This window comes from Okeania sp. (genome assembly GCF_035285525.1).
Lineage (GTDB): Bacteria > Cyanobacteriota > Cyanobacteriia > Cyanobacteriales > Microcoleaceae > Trichodesmium.
On sequence record NZ_JAYKGW010000017.1, the window covers coordinates 1 to 15,387 of the forward strand.

14 protein-coding genes and 1 tRNA gene are annotated in these 15,387 nt (G+C 34.6%); 2 read left to right on the forward strand and 13 right to left on the reverse strand.

Annotation, left to right across the window (positions count from 1 at the left end):
• Positions 1-206: 206 nt before the first annotated feature.
• A complete protein-coding gene (locus VKJ25_RS01515) occupies positions 207-437 on the reverse strand; it encodes a type II toxin-antitoxin system HicB family antitoxin (RefSeq protein ID WP_324234859.1) in 231 nt (76 codons plus the stop codon).
• A 546-nt stretch (positions 438-983) separates the two neighbouring features.
• Between VKJ25_RS01515 and cofG the strand changes: the two genes are divergently transcribed.
• Positions 984-1,967, forward strand: a complete 984-nt coding sequence (cofG, locus tag VKJ25_RS01520) for a 7,8-didemethyl-8-hydroxy-5-deazariboflavin synthase subunit CofG (protein ID WP_324234860.1) — start codon at positions 984-986, stop codon at positions 1,965-1,967.
• A 93-nt stretch (positions 1,968-2,060) separates the two neighbouring features.
• On the opposite strand, the gene VKJ25_RS01525 is transcribed toward cofG, so the two are convergent.
• From VKJ25_RS01525 to VKJ25_RS01535, 3 genes are all read right to left on the reverse strand, one after another.
• Positions 2,061-2,747 (reverse strand): hypothetical protein, encoded by a 687-nt coding sequence (locus VKJ25_RS01525; RefSeq protein ID WP_324234861.1) that lies wholly within the window; start codon positions 2,745-2,747, stop codon positions 2,061-2,063.
• A 197-nt stretch (positions 2,748-2,944) separates the two neighbouring features.
• Positions 2,945-3,018, reverse strand: a tRNA-Val gene (locus VKJ25_RS01530).
• Positions 3,019-3,148: 130 nt separating this feature from the next.
• On the reverse strand, positions 3,149-4,624 hold the full coding sequence (locus VKJ25_RS01535; RefSeq protein ID WP_324234862.1) for a dolichyl-phosphate-mannose--protein mannosyltransferase: 1,476 nt from the start codon (positions 4,622-4,624) through the stop codon (positions 3,149-3,151).
• Positions 4,625-6,165: 1,541 nt separating this feature from the next.
• Here VKJ25_RS01535 and VKJ25_RS01540 point away from each other — a divergent pair.
• A complete protein-coding gene (locus tag VKJ25_RS01540; protein ID WP_324234863.1) occupies positions 6,166-7,323 on the forward strand; it encodes an EF-hand domain-containing protein in 1,158 nt (385 codons plus the stop codon).
• A 275-nt stretch (positions 7,324-7,598) separates the two neighbouring features.
• Here VKJ25_RS01540 and VKJ25_RS01545 read toward each other — a convergent pair whose 3' ends face one another.
• From VKJ25_RS01545 to fabF, 9 genes are all read right to left on the reverse strand, one after another.
• The gene (locus tag VKJ25_RS01545) at positions 7,599-8,006 is read right to left on the reverse strand and encodes a type II toxin-antitoxin system VapC family toxin (RefSeq protein WP_324234864.1); all 408 of its coding nucleotides are present in this window, start codon (positions 8,004-8,006) and stop codon (positions 7,599-7,601) included.
• A gap of 5 nt (positions 8,007-8,011) precedes the next feature.
• Positions 8,012-8,302, reverse strand: a complete 291-nt coding sequence (locus tag VKJ25_RS01550; RefSeq protein ID WP_324234865.1) for a hypothetical protein — start codon at positions 8,300-8,302, stop codon at positions 8,012-8,014.
• A gap of 69 nt (positions 8,303-8,371) precedes the next feature.
• Positions 8,372-8,668: a hypothetical protein gene (locus tag VKJ25_RS01555; protein WP_324234866.1), complete on the reverse strand. Its 297-nt coding sequence runs from the start codon at positions 8,666-8,668 to the stop codon at positions 8,372-8,374.
• Between the two features lie 135 nt (positions 8,669-8,803).
• On the reverse strand, positions 8,804-9,076 hold the full coding sequence (locus VKJ25_RS01560; RefSeq protein ID WP_324234867.1) for a hypothetical protein: 273 nt from the start codon (positions 9,074-9,076) through the stop codon (positions 8,804-8,806).
• A 155-nt stretch (positions 9,077-9,231) separates the two neighbouring features.
• Entirely contained in the window at positions 9,232-9,642 is a 411-nt protein-coding gene (locus VKJ25_RS01565) for a type II toxin-antitoxin system VapC family toxin (RefSeq protein ID WP_324234868.1), read from the reverse strand.
• A 2-nt stretch (positions 9,643-9,644) separates the two neighbouring features.
• Entirely contained in the window at positions 9,645-9,935 is a 291-nt protein-coding gene (locus VKJ25_RS01570; protein WP_324234869.1) for a hypothetical protein, read from the reverse strand.
• A 212-nt stretch (positions 9,936-10,147) separates the two neighbouring features.
• The gene (locus VKJ25_RS01575) at positions 10,148-10,336 is read right to left on the reverse strand and encodes a hypothetical protein (protein ID WP_324234870.1); all 189 of its coding nucleotides are present in this window, start codon (positions 10,334-10,336) and stop codon (positions 10,148-10,150) included.
• 191 nt (positions 10,337-10,527) lie between these two features.
• On the reverse strand, positions 10,528-12,546 hold the full coding sequence (gene tkt, locus VKJ25_RS01580) for a transketolase (RefSeq protein WP_324234871.1): 2,019 nt from the start codon (positions 12,544-12,546) through the stop codon (positions 10,528-10,530).
• Positions 12,547-13,952: 1,406 nt separating this feature from the next.
• A complete protein-coding gene (gene fabF, locus VKJ25_RS01585) occupies positions 13,953-15,203 on the reverse strand; it encodes a beta-ketoacyl-ACP synthase II (protein WP_324234872.1) in 1,251 nt (416 codons plus the stop codon).
• Positions 15,204-15,387: the final 184 nt, after the last annotated feature.

Consider the following 15,387-nt stretch of genomic DNA (forward strand, 5'->3'; position numbering starts at 1 on the left):
TTGCTGTTATGTATGTATGAAATTTTCGAGGTACGGCGGTCTTCGGTTTTTTTCCTTGACCGTTAATATTACTTTAGCTAGTTTATTTCTATTTGTAAAGGGGTGTTAAGTAATTTATTCTTTAATTTATTTATAAGTTTTTTTTATCAAAATAGCTGACAAATCCAGAAACCGGGTTTCTTTGTGGATAAAAATAAATTCAGGACTTAGGCAAAGGTACTATATATATATATATATAGTTGAAAAACTATTGCGCAATAGTTTTTAGGACTATATTTAGGGTCGCTGCGTAAGTCCTGATAAAGTTCCATTGCTTCTCTAATATTATTTTCTGTTTCTTCAAGGGTTTTACCTGTAGAAATACAACCTAGTAAGTCAGGAACATAAGCAGAATAGTTATTTCCAGTCCATTCAAAAATGACAATATATTCTTTCATTATTTATCCTCTAATTTTGCTTGTTTCCAAATGCTTTTAAGTGTTCTAATGGCAACTTCAAAAGAATAAATAAGGAAGAAGGAAGAATAGATAAATATTGAAAAACGAGGAGGAAAATGATAGAAATAGAAATCTAAAATAAATTGAAGCAACCATTTTTCAACATATCTGATCGATATGTAGAGTTTGCTGATTAAATCTAAAACATTAACAGATAAAAGTTTTACCCTTTTTCAAGTCCGAAAAAGTGCAAGTTTTTAGGTCTAAAAGGTACGGTTCCCGAAAAATCAAAAAGTTATAATTTTGGGGTAACTATAGCAGACAAATAAAGAAACCATTCTTAAAAGCAACTTTCTCCATAACTGCTGATTATTAACTACTTCCTACTCCCTACTCCTTACTCCCGTAGGGACCTTGCACGCAACGTCCCTACCAAATGCAAAAAGACTTTTTATAAACAAATCCTATGTACTTTTTTGTAAAATTATTTTTCCAAAGTGTTACCTATGAAAAATTCTCTAATTAACTAGATTTAATCCTTCGTCCATGTCTAAAATCGTCACATATAGTCCTGCTTATACAGTGGTTCCTACTTATGAATGTTTTAATCGTTGTAACTATTGTAATTTTCGCTCAGAACCAGGTCAAAGTTCTTGGCTAAGTCTATCAGAAGCAGAAAAAATATTATTATCTCTCAAAAATCAAGGTATAATTGAAATTTTAATTCTGAGCGGTGAAGTACATCCGAACAGTCAATACAGACAAGCTTGGTTTCAACTAATCTATGATTTGTGTAAATTAGCTCTATCTTTAGGATTTTTGCCCCATACTAATGTTGGGCCACTGAGTCAACCCGAAATGAAAGATTTGAAACAAGTAAATGTGTCAATGGGACTAATGTTGGAGCAGATCACCCCTAAATTACTAGAAACTGTTCATAGAAATGCTCCTAGTAAGAGGCCACATTTACGGTTACAACAATTAGAATGGGCAGGAGAATTAAGAATACCTTTTACTACTGGTTTATTATTAGGAATAGGAGAAACTGTAACTGACTGGAAAGAAACTTTAGAAGCGATCGCTAATATTCATCAAAAATGGGGCCATATTCAAGAGGTGATTCTCCAACCCTACAGTCCTGGCAATCTAGAAATATGGAATGGTGAAGGTTTTGAGCTTAATTTATTGCCAGAGGTTGTAGCGATCGCCCGTCAAATATTACCATCAGATATTACTTTACAAATTCCTCCTAATTTAGTTACAAAACCAGAAATATTATTAGCTTGCTTAGAAAATGGAGCGGGAGACTTGGGAGGTATCGGACCATTAGATGAAGTTAATCCTGATTATCCTCACCTACATTATCAAGCTTTAGTAAAAGTTTTGGAGTTTGAAGGATGGGAATTAATTAAAAGATTACCAGTTTATTCTCAATATGATAATTGGTTGCCAATAAATTTAAAAAATATTGTGAGTAAATGGCGCTCGAAATTATCAGTAAAGTTATCTCCCGTTCAATCGGAATTATAACGGGAGAGGGGTTTTTGGTGTTCTCCCCTGCTCCCTACTGCTATCCAGTCTCAAGATAAGTTGGTACTTAAGCGAGCAGTATTGGAAACGAATCTACTTTGTCAAAAGATAGAAACGATAGTCACTACCATCATGTAGCATCCCTAATTCACTTAGATCACTGTTAGAAGGGGTATCGACTAAATCTAATTCTGGAATAGAGTTGAATTTATATTCATAAGCATTACTACTCATATTGAACGAACCCTGTAATAATTTGTTGTTGTTTCCTAGTTCCATCCTGTAGTATCGGTAAGCACTTCCATCATGTAGCATTCCCCATCGGTTCGCGTCTGAATTATCTGGAAAACCTGTTACAGGGATTTTAGGAATGGAATTGTGTCCCCATTTGTAGGTACTACTACCAGAAACCCAAGCAAACTGATAAAGTTGATTTGATTCACCAAGCTGACGAAGGTATAGTCTGTAGTCACTACCGTCATATAACATAGCAAAACTGCTGGCATCAGCATCTTCTGGTGCATCAATTAAGGTCAATTCTGGAATTGAGTTATGTCCAAATTCATAGGATGAACCATTGAAAGCAAATTGATAAATTGTGTTATTGGTGCTTCCTTTGAAAAAATACAGACGGTAAGCTGAACCATCATGAAGCATAGCCCAACGTTCAAAATTAGTGTCATTTGGAGCATTGGTAATTGGAATATTCGGAATTGAGTTATGTCCGAACTGGTAATTATTGGTTCCAGCGACATAAGCAAATTGATTAAGGGAAGGCATAATTAATTTTCTCCGATTGTACAGTTTTAAGTTAGAGCATCATTCTGTCTTACTATCAGCAAAATACTGATATATATTAGACTAGCTTTTTTATAGTTAATATATACAAATAAATAGGTAAATTTTTTTGAATATTGTGAAAATTTAATGTATTATTTTAATTTACATTACTTAAATTAACAAAAGCCATAAAAAAATGGACGTAACAGAACTCGAATCTGTGACCTCCACGATGTCAACGTGGCGCTCTAACCAACTGAGCTATACGTCCTAGATATTTAATTACAATAACACACCCTTCTGAAACTTGCAACCTCTAAACCAAAAAAATATTATTAGTACCTGACTTCTAGTTATACCTTTTCACAGGAGTTTACTGAATACTAAAAGTTAATAGCTAGTTAAATCCAAGACCGAAACCACATTCTCAACTGCCAATCTTGGGGAGATAAAGGTAATCCTAAATAAACAGGCATCCAAAAAACAAACGCCAAGAAAACTATAAAAATTGTTGTAAATCCTATTATCTTAAGATAATTTTTGCGACTGTTTAATAACCTATCAACCCACCAAGAAAATGCCAAAACAGCAAACACTAAAGCTCCCATATAATGATACAAAAAAGTGCAACGACTCACTTTACTCCAAGGGAGAAAATTACTCATCCAATTTATAATTAAATATAGTAACAACCACATTTCTGAAGCAGGTGGAAATTGAAAAGTCTGCTTTAATTTAATTTTTTTACGTCTTGCTTGTCGATTTTTTTCCCAATGCCAAATACGATTAAATAACATCAAGATTAATAATAAAATTCCCCATACTGATAACCACCAAAGAATAGGATTTCCCATCGCATGAACATCAAAAATTAGGGGATTAACTTTTGGGTCTCCAATATCTGGAGGTAAGGGTGGTAAAGAAGGTTCTGGTTTGTCTAATAAACCTGTATTTTTATAAAAATAAACTACTGGTCTAATCATTAACGGCCAGGTAAACCATTGAGCGCAATAAGGATGAGTATCAGGTCCGCTGCCGACTCTTTGGTGATAGCTGAAAATCTGTTGCTGCATTTCCCAAAAGCCATATTGGGGGTTAAGAATAATGTGGGGAATCCAAAGTAGGCTATAGGTAATTATAGGAATAACGAATAAATATAGAGTAAATTTAATCAGATTTAGTTGAGTTAAATTTTGCCAAGGAAATTTATATTCTGATTTTTTAGTAGGAGCAATAAATTGAATTATCCATGCTAATATCCAGAGCATATAAATTCCGAGTAAAAATCCTAGACCATTCCATTTAATCGCTGCACTTGCACCAAAAAATATACCAGATAAAGCTAACCATTTTCTTGGTTTTAATTGATTATTTTGGAGAGCAATAATTAAACATAAGTGACCTAATAATCCAAAGATTACTAGATAGATATTATTCAAAGCATAGCGAGATTCAACTAAAAATAATCCATCTAAAGCTATTAGTAAAGCAGCAATAAAACTATAACTCCAACGGTGGGTTAATTGATAGGCGATCGCTCCTACTACTACAGGAATAAATGAACCTGTTAAAGCATTTATCCACCGATAACTCCAAGAGGCTAAAGTAGAACCTGTTTCATTATTAACTATTTCTTGACCAAAGGGTAAAATAGAACCTATCCAAATACCAATGGCAATAATATATTGACTTAGGGGGGGATGAGCATTAAAAAATTCTGTTTGAGTGAGATAGTTGTTAGCAAATTTAGCATAATAAACCTCGTCAAAAACGAGAGTATTAAAACGACCTAATTGCCAAAATCTGAGGATGACTGAAAATAGAAATATACTAGCTATCCCTATAATAGTAAACCATTTATTTAATTGATAAGACATTGGATATATGAAATAAATATAATTGACTTTTAGAGGTTTTTAATTTAGTATTAAAACTTAAGCATTCAGCATTCAGCTATGAGTTATTAACTCACTGTTACACCGAAGGATAAATTAGCTTTCAAAAAGAATGAGAACTTATGTTTGCATAGCATTTTATAGGAAATAAAAAGACCATTAGCTAACTTTAGTAAGTGATTAGATTCAAAAGCTAAATGCTGAATGCAAATAGCTAAATACTTAAATCAAAACTGAAGGAGTAACAAGTTTGACAAATTATTTTTCCTGCAATTTCAAGTATTAAGAATCAAGCAAAGCTATCAATAATGTTACTGTAACTAATTGTTCAGTTTTGACTTAAGCACTTTATTTTTACTAACAATATTTTTTCAATTTTTCTGCCATACCAGTATTAAGTACTGAAGCAAAATTAATTGTGCATTAACTTTTCAGATCGCCAATCTATTATATCAAATTCGCTTACTTTGGAGAATAATGTTATACCATCAGTATTAGCAAAAACTCCTAGTTTGTAAGATGTTTAGAAACCAGAGCCATACCGGGGGTGAATTCTCACAATACTAACAGATTTGATATTAAATACAGTAGCGTTAGAGCTAATTTATTTTTGACTTACAGCGTTTTTCAAATTGATGAATCACATTTCTATAATCAAAGCCTTGTAGAGACATTCGCATTTTTTTTATCTAACGTCCCTACTCTGGTTTACCAAAATGAAAACCGCTGTAATTTGGTCAAGATTTTACCTGACGCATAACACGCTAAAGTAATAATTAAAGAAACTTTAGCTACTAAAATTCCAGTTTTCAAACTTTGTTTCTGTAGAATTTCTTGTTGATTTATAATTTGCGCTATTCTCATTATTTAGTCAATCATTTCTGATGATTTGTAATACCGTCGCTCACAAGTCTTCAAAACTTGATAACAACTTACCGAGCAATTTTTTATCAATTTATACCTCTCTAGATTACAGTCTTATATTAGTAAAGTACACCAGTTCCGGGTAAGATGCCCACATAATGAATTTACTTTTGTCTAATTTTGATAAATACTTTTGCTTTCTATTAGTTAGTTAATTATTGCTGAATTTTGTTTAATAACTGTATTCTTTCCAGCAGAAGCTTGAGACATAATACCATTTCTCAAAAGTATTGCTATACTTGGAAGCTAGTAAAATCACTTTTCTTCATCACCGAAATTACTAAATATCAAGCATTTGCTCGAACAAATAATATTTAGAAAGAAAAAATCCAAATATAGCAAAGTTTATGGTAATTTGGTATAATACCTATTTTCCTGATTGTCAAGATAAGTTAAAGAAGTTTTTGATTACTAGAAAAACTCTTGAATTATAGACTATTTGCAAATGGATAATTTTCTCCTGCCATCCATCCTCTTTATTATTTTTAAGTGCAAATTCGTTCAAACTCAAGTATTATTTAATTACACTAATCTGAACTTTGAATAGACAATTAACCTAATCAAAGAATAACGGTACAATTTGAAAAAATACTTAAGTAATGTCTCAACAAATTACACAATTATCTATTGATGAATTGAAACAAGTCTTTGATTCATTTGATACTGATGGTAATAGCTCATTATCACCTGAAGAGGTAATAAATGTTCTGCGTTATCTAGGAATGAACCCAAACACTGAAGATATAAAATCTATCTTTATTAGTATTGATAAAAATGTCAGCAATACGATTGAGTTTGACGAATTTTCTCAATGGATTTTAGATAAAGTAAATATAACTTCTAAAAAGGATTTATTAGAGATTTTTCGCTTAATTGATTTGGATAACAACGGTACTATCTCAACTGATGAACTACGAGAGTTATTTTATGGGTTAAATATTAACGTCAGCGAGGATGAAATCGAAATGTTGATCCAACAAGCTGATATCAATGGTAATGGTATCATTGAGTTCGATGAATTTGTCAAAAGTGGCGGTTTATGGACTCGGATTAAATTAACAGTTGGTGTAGTACGTTCCTTTTACATACAAGCAGAATTTGATTCTCTTGCACGACAATATAATCAACTTATCCGTTTGTGGGTTCCCTGGTACGAAGAGAATCTTGGAATCACCCTGGATAATTTACAAAATGAATTAGATGCGCCGAATATCCTGGAGCTAGGTGGTGGTACTGGTAATCTTTCTGCTGCTGTGCTAGAGCGTTACTCAGAAGCTGATGTTCATGTTGTAGATAGTTCTAGTAAGATGATCGATTTTTGTCAGCAGCGTTTTGGGAAGAATGAGCAAATCCACCTCTATGAGCAGGATTTTATGACATTGGATTTCCCAGAAGCGACTTTTGATTACGTTATCTCATACATCACTCTGCATCATCTAAATGATGGCGATAAAAAACAATTGTTCCACAATGTACATCGGTGGTTAAAATCTGATGGGTTATTTTCTTATTCCGACATCTTTCGGGGAATTAATAATCAAATCCATGAACGCTATAATGAACAATGGAAAAATGCTGTTTATGAGCTAGGAGCAACGAATGAGCAATGGAATCATTTTTGGGATCATGATCGACGCTATGATCGGCATATTCCTATTATGACAGTAGTAGATTGGCTGAGAGAAATTGGCTTTGTGGATATAGATATTACCTGGCGTCGTTCTCTATGGGCAAATATTATTGCTCGAAAACCTTGATTTTTGATGCTTGCTTAATAATTTCTAAATTGTCCTCAGAACAAAATTTTAACTTCTTGACAGAATTTGTTAAACTAGAAGAGTTATTTAGTACCATTGACATACAATAACCCTCTTTGAATTTCATAACATAATAGGTAATGCAACTGATAAATAGATGTTATTCCAAAAATTTAACCTGGTTAAATTTATCAGTTGCTATTTTATTATATTTCAAAATAGCAGTAACTAAATTTTTATATAGTAAATAGCTCACCTTATTAAATAGTAACTATCTATTCTATCTCTAACCAATTTTCTAAATTTATTCCCTCAACTCTTGACATATCAGAATCATTAGAAACTAAAGTTAAATTATTAGTAATTGCTGTTGCTGCAATGAGTATATCAGCATCTTGAATAGGTCTTCCTTTCCTCCTCAAATTTATGTGAATTTCTGTTGCTTTTTCAATAACTTCTAAATTGTCTAAAAACAAAATTGTAACTTTTTGACAGAATCTGTTAAAAATAGATAGTTTGCGAGTAGCATTCACATATAATAATCCTCTTTTTACTTCATAAAAGCTGATGCAGCTAATGTAAACATCTTCTTCTCTGAGATATACGTTCAGTAATTTATCTCTAATTTTTTGATTCTGATTGACAAACGCTGAAACTATATTAGTATCTAATAGATAATTCACTTTTCCTATCTCCCTTCTACTACAGCATTAAACATTTCTATTTCTTCTGGAGTTAAATCATTAGGTGTTGTCCATAATAACTCTGTTACCATGATTCTCTCAACCCTTTTTTTCAACCTTTCATCATTGAGAGGTAGGAGAATTTGAGGTGACACTCTATCTAATAATGTCGAGAAAGTCTGAATAAGTTCATCTCGATCTAATTCTTGATAAAGACTATCGTTTTCCATTGCTCGATCGATCATTTCTGATATTCTTTTAAGAACTGTATTCTTTTCTGTAGAAACTTGAGTCATAATTTCCTCCTATAATTTTTTAATTCTGGTTTACAACTGTTGAAACTATATTAGCATCTAATAGATAATTTAGATAACTTGCTTTTCCCATCTCCCTTCTACTGCAGCATTAAACATTTCTTTTTCTTCTGGGGTAAAATCATCCAGTATTGTCCATAATAATTCTGTTGCCATAAGTCTCCGAACTCTTTTTTTCAACCTTTCATCATTGAGAGGTAAGAGAATTTCAGGTGATACTCTATCTAATATTTTCGAGAAAGTCTCCAGAAGTTCATCTCGATTTAATTCTTCTTGATAAAGACTATCGTTTTCCATTGCTTGATCGATAATTTCTGATATTCTTTTAAGAACTGTATTTTTTTCCACAGAAGTTTTGAGTCATAATTTCTTCCAATTATATAAATAAATTGAAAAGGTTCCCTATTTCTAGAAAACCTCTTTAATTATAATTGATAATCAAGTCAATAAAAACTAAATTGACTTATGCTTTAGTTTTAAGTGTTAGTATCCAATAGGATTTTTTAGTATTAGTTGAAGTTCTAAATAAATTGGTAATCTATCAATTTCTCTACATAGATTTGATAAAGGTTCACCATTTGATTTTCTCTGTAGATAAACTCCTTTCAACAAAACTTCTAACCCATACTTTGTCAGTGCATCTGATGCCAGTCCTATTACTCCCAAAAATGCGATACCACCAATCATTCCTCCCGGCCCTAACATTGCTAATGTTGCTGTAATTGCTGCTGCACCCCTTAAACCAGTAGTTGCCATTGCAATTAAAATACAATACCAGGTAATCCTAGACTTGCTATCTTTCTTACAACTTCATCCATAACTACTTTTTGCTGTTACTAAATAAAAATTTTTGCTGGTAAAATTATAACAGAAAATTGTATTAATAACTTGGGCAAAAAATATATTTAATTCTATTCCACGTCTAACCAATTCTCTAAATTTATTCCCTCCACTCTAGACATATCATAATCATTAGAAACTAAAGTTAAATTATTAGTAATTGCCGTTGCTGCAATAAGTATATCCGCATCTTGAATAGGTCGCCCTTTCCTTCTCAAATTTATGTGAATTTCTGTTGCTTTTTCAATAACTTCTAAATTGTCTAAAAACAAAATTGTAACCTCTTGACAAAATTTGTTAAACTTGGAGAGTTGCCTAGTAGCATTGACATACAATAATCCTCTTTTAATTTCATAATAGGTAATACAACTGATAAATATATCTTCTTCTAAAAATTTAACCTGTTTAAATTTATCAGTTGCTATTTTATTCTGTTTCAAAATTGCAGTAACTAAATTTGTATCTAGTAGATAACCCACCATTTTTATCTCCCTTCAACTACTGCATTAAACATTTCTATTTGCTCTGGAGTAAAATCATCAAATATTGTCGATAATAGTTCTATTGACATTACTCCTCTAACTTTCTTTGTCAGTCTTTCATCATCTAGAGGTACTACCATTTGAGGTGAAACTTTATCTAATAATGTAGAAAAACTATCAATGAGTTGATTTTTATCTAATTCTTGATAAAGACTATCGTTTTCCATAACTTGGTCAATTATTACTGAAATTCTTTTAATTGCTGTATTTTTTTCCACAGAAGCTTGAGTCATAATCTCCTCCTAATTATATAAACAAATTTAAAAGGTTCCCTATTTCTAGAGAACCTCTTTAATTATAGTTTAATTATAGTTGATAATCAAGTCAATAAAAACCAAATTGACTTATGTTTTAGTTTTAACTATTAGTATCCAATATACCAATCCTAAATTAGTTATGACAAGGTGGCTTATAAATCGAAAAAGCGCTTTAGAAAAAAATCAAATCAATTGCCTAATATTTCTTTTATTGTTAGCAAAAAGTTGAGCCAAACTTGGTGCATTAACCAAAACATATACAACCCTGTTAAAGAACTACTAATAATAGTCAATTCAAAACTTCTAACTGTCTTTCCTATAGCTATAAATATTCCCAATAGTGAGAAAGTTACAATTACAGTAGATAGCTCCAGCATTATCTAAATTCTCCTTAATAAAATTCAAAAGGTTCCCTATTTCTAGGGAACCTTTCTAATTATAGTTGATATTTTAAGATAGCTAATAGGCAGATATAACACTACGCAATATGTAGGGGCGAATGGCAGTCGCCCTCACTAGATAAACGTGTCCGCGCGGCTGACTGCTGAATGCTTATCCACCATCGAAACTAACCTAATACTTCCCTAGCTTTAGCAACAATGTTATCAACAGTAAATCCAAACTTCTCTAACACAACATCACCAGGAGCAGAAGCACCAAAAGTATCAACACTTATAGTCGCACCTTCATCAGTCACATAACGATGCCAGCCAAAACTAACACCTGCTTCTACTGCTAAACGCTTCTTCACAGCAGCAGGGAAAACAGACTCCTTATAAGCTGCATCCTGCTCTTCAAATAACTTCCAACATGGCATAGAAACTACCCGCACTTTCTTACCTTCTGCACGGAGTATTTCCCCAGCATCAACACATTGGTAAGTTTCGCCACCAGTACCAATTAAGATAATATCTGGAGTACCTTCGCTATCAGTAACAATATATGCACCTTTAGCAACTGCATCAATAGAAGTACCAGCTAAATTAGGTAAACCTTGACGAGATAATGCTAATAAAGTAGGTTGAGGATGACTTGCTTTAGCTCTTTCTACCGCAACCTTATATGCACCAGAAGTTTCATTACCATCCGCAGGACGCATAACCAGTAATTGAGGAATCAAACGTAAAGATGCAATATGTTCAACTGGTTGGTGAGTTGGGCCGTCTTCACCTAAAGCGATGGAGTCGTGAGTCATTACCCAGATAACACCAGCTTCAGCTAAAGCAGATAAACGGATGGAGTTCCGCATATAATCTGTGAACACCAAGAATGTTGCACCATAAGGAATTAAACCTGAACCGTGGAGAGCAATACCGTTACAAATAGCTCCCATACCATGTTCCCGAACACCGAAGCGCAGATTTCGATTTTGATATTGACCTTTTTGGAAATCTCCTAAACCTTTCATTAAAGTCTTGTTAGAAGGTGCTAAGTCAGCGGAACCACCAATTAATTCTGGTAAAACTCCAGCGATAGCATTTAGTGTTGCGCCAGATTGGTTACGAGTAGCATCCTTCTTGCTTTCCGGAGTATATTTAGGTAGTGCATCCGCCCAACCTTCAGGTAGTTTACCACTTACCATTCTTTCTAGAGTCGCTGCATCTTCAGGATACTTAGACTTATAATCAGAGAATAACTGATTCCATTCTTCCTCAGATTTTGCGCCCCTATCGACTGCTTTACGGAAATGACTCAAAACATCCGCAGGAACTTCAAACTCTGGATATTCCCAACCAAGATTTTTCCGAGTAGCTGCTACTTCCTCAAGTCCGAGTGCTGCACCGTGAACATCATGAGTATCAGCTTTGTTAGGAGAACCATAACCAATCAGAGTAGTAACCTTGATTAAGGAAGGTTTATCAGTAACTGCTTTTGCTTTTTCAATAGCTTCAGCGATCGCGTCTAAACCAGTATTACCATCCTCAACGTGTTGAACGTGCCAACCATAAGCTTCAAAACGTTTGCTTACATCCTCAGTAAAGGAAATATCAGTATGACCATCAATAGAAATATGGTTATCATCATAGAAAGCGATTAACTTACCTAAACCCCAGTGTCCAGCAAGAGAACAAGCTTCACCAGAAATTCCTTCCATGTTACAACCATCACCCATAATTACATAAGTGTAATGGTCAATCAAATTACAATCTGGCTTATTAAATACAGCAGCTAAATGAGCTTCAGCAGCAGCTAATCCCACAGCATTAGCAATACCTTGTCCGAGTGGCCCAGTAGTAACTTCTATACCTTCAGTAATATGATTTTCTGGGTGGCCAGGAGTTTTAGAATCCCACTGACGGAATTGCTTAATTTCTTCGATAGGTACACTGTCATAACCAGTTAAGTGCATTAAAGCGTACTGTAACATACAGCCGTGGCCAGCAGAGAGAACGAAGCGATCGCGATTTAACCATTTAGGATTTTTGGGGTTAAAGCGCATGAACTTGTCCCAGAGAACAAAGGCCATTGGAGCAGCACCCATTGGCAATCCTGGATGGCCAGAGTTAGCTTTTTGGACTGCATCAATGGCTAAGAAACGGATGGCATTAATACAAAGTTCTTCGAGTGATTGAGTTGCAACAGCCATAATTATTGTTTTTGTGTATCTAAATAGTTAATTGTGTTAGTGCCAGAGCTTGAGGAGCAGGTATTTTTTTTGAGTAATACTACTCCCGAATTATGCTCAGGCCATATACATTACAAATCATCTCACTTGTAGGGAACTCTAGGCAAGAGAAGTCATCAAGTTAAAAATTTTCTGGCTGTTTATTACAAATAGGACTTACGCACTGGGAAGGAATTTTGGTTATTTGAGATTGCTTCGCTGTCCCTCGCCATGACAGAAATACGTTGCTTTGCGTAAGTCCTGACAAAATTAAACTTATGATAATAGAGGATATTTTATTGTCAATTGTTATACCCTTTTTGGAGTAGGCAAGGTATGGAAGGTTTCAGGGAAAGTCCGTGTTGATTAATGTTCCCCAAAATCCTTACCAAAAAATGAGGGTATGTGTCTACCCTGGTTCGGGGATTAAAAAATATTTAACTCAGTATTCCAAGTCTCTGACTTTAATCTGAGGTTCACTGATAACTGAAATGACCTTTTTCTTTCTTCCTTTTATATATCCCTTACAGGAAACTCCTGAAAATCTTGAGACCCACCCCTAGCCAGGAGGGGAAGGGGGAGAAGGGAGCTGGGGAGAAAGGAGAAAACATCATAGTAGCTATGGCGTGTCATCAATTAAATAAGTTGACAAAAAAGCTGTTGTCTGTTTTGTGAAAATGGCGATCACGATTGAGTAGGTTCAGATACAGGGTACCACACCTGAAATTGTCTAGTTGGTAGGGGCGGGTTTCTCAGTTAAATGAACTATTTTTCACGCATTCAGTTAAATAAACCCGCCACCCAATGATATAATAAAAACTTTTAGCTTTGTCAGTTCACTACTTTTGTTAACCAAGCTTCTAACGTCTAATTGATGACACACCCTAGCACGCCTGAAATTGTCCGGTCGGTAGGGCGGGTTTCTCAGTTAAATGAACTATTTTTCACGCATTCAGTTAGATAAACCCGCCACCCAATGATATAATAGAAACTTTTAGCTTTGTCAGTTCACTACTTTTGTTAACCAAGCTTCTAACGTCTAATTGATGACACACCCTAAGTAAAACTACTTGCTTAAGCGATCGCCAAAAAAATGTGTTTTTTCATACATTTTTTTCCAAAAAAAGCTGAATTAAGGTATTTACATAAGTTGTCAATTTTGTCAAGTTACATATTAAAAAATATGTGGGTAAAGCATCGATAAGACCGTAGGGGTTTGGTCTCCCAACCCTCTAGAAATATGGGTAGAATTTAAGACCGTAGGGGTTTGGTCTCCTAACCCTATCTAGAAAAGAAAAATCCCACGCTATAGTATAAAGTTAGCATGGGAGTTTCACTCAAGATTAAAAACCTATCCAGTTAGCCAAGACGACCTGCTATCAGATATCTTATATATATTTCTTAAATGCGAGAGTGACATTATGGCCTCCAAATCCAAATGAATTAGATAAAGCTGCTTCTACTTTTTTCTCAATACTTCTATGGGGGACATAATTTAGGTCACATTCTGGATCGGGATTATCCAAGTTAATAGTTGGTGGAATTTTGTCATTGGCGATCGCCATTACTGTTGCTATGGCTTCAATACCTCCAGAGCCACCCAATAAATGGCCAGTCATTGACTTAGTTGAACTAATTGCGATCTTCTCAGCACTTTTACCTAATGCTTTTTTAATTGCTTTTGTTTCAGTTGGGTCATTTGCTGGTGTACTTGTACCGTGGGCATTTATATAACTAATATCTTCTGGAGTTAAACCAGCATCTTTCATGGCCAACTGTATAGCTCTGGTTGCTCCCTCTCCATCTTTTGAAGGAGCTGTTATATGATAAGCATCACAAGTCATACCATAACCAACCATTTCTGCATATATTCTCGCTCCTCTACTCAAAGCATACTCTAATTCTTCCAAAATGAGAATACCTGCACCTTCACCCATAACAAAACCATCCCGATCACGGTCAAAAGGACGATTTGCACGAGTTGGGTCATCATTACGAGTAGATAAAGCTTTAACAGCAGCAAACCCTGCTAGTCCCAAAGGCGTAACTGCTGATTCTGTCCCACCACAAATCATTGCTTGAGCAAACCCTCTTTTAATTAGACGAAAAGCATCTCCTATAGCATTAGATCCAGCAGCACAAGCAGTCACAGTACAAGAATTTGGTCCTTTAGCCCCAGTATGAATTGCCGTCAGACCTGCGGCCATATTAGCAATCATCATCGGAATCATAAAGGGACTACACCTAGAAGGGCCACGACTCAAATAAATCTCTTGCTGATCTTCTAATACTTGAATGCCACCTACCCCAGTGCCAATGATTACCCCTACCTGTTCTGCGTTTAGGTCGTTGATTTCAAATTTGGCATCAGCAACAGCTTGTTTGCTCGCTGCAATTGCAAACTGAGAAAAGCGGTCTGCATGTTTTGCTTGTTTGGTCTCCATGTAGTCGTGAGGGTCAAATCCCTTTACTTCTCCTGCAATACGACATTTGTGTCGGGAAGCATCGAATCGGGTTATTAGTCCTATACCATTTTTGCCACTTAATAACCCATCCCAGTAATCAGATAAAGTGTTGCCTATTGGTGTTAATGCACCCATTCCTGTGACAACTACCCGTTTAAGTTCGTTATTTGTCATAATTTTTTGTTTCCAGAAATTCCACACCCATAAAGCAGAAACTTTTGGCTGTGAGGTTTTCTAGCTTTTTACTTCAAGAAGCATAACGCTAGGTCTCCCAAACTTACTGATATAGCTCTCTGCTTTCAAGGCAGACAAACCCCATCGACTCCACAGACATAAATCCTATGACTCAGCTAACTTC